Annotated in this window: 1 protein-coding gene; it reads left to right on the top strand. The window is 66.0% G+C overall.

From position 1 onward, the window contains the following. The coding region (locus SB822_RS59640; protein WP_410859447.1) for an MFS transporter at positions 1–247 on the top strand (247 nt) is incomplete at both ends.

Raw genomic sequence — 247 nt, 5'->3', positions numbered from 1 at the left:
CGCGGCAAGGTGCAAGGTTATCTCGCGAGCGTGTGGGCGATTTCGGCAGTCGTCGGGCCGATGGTCGGCGGCTTCATCATCCACAACATGTCGTGGGCGTGGATCTTCTGGATGAACGTGCCGATCGGCCTCGCCTCGGCTGCTGGCTTCATCGCCTTCCTGCGCGAGGGTGAGCGGCACGCGCGCCCTTCCATCGACTTCGCGGGCGCAGCGCTCTTCATGGCCGCCATCGCCGCGTTGATGACCG

The sequence above is a fragment of the Paraburkholderia sp. SIMBA_054 genome, assembly GCF_046534875.1.
Taxonomy (GTDB): domain Bacteria; phylum Pseudomonadota; class Gammaproteobacteria; order Burkholderiales; family Burkholderiaceae; genus Paraburkholderia; species Paraburkholderia hospita.
Note: the sequence above shows the minus strand (reverse complement) of the source record. Positions and strands in the feature narration are given on the sequence as shown.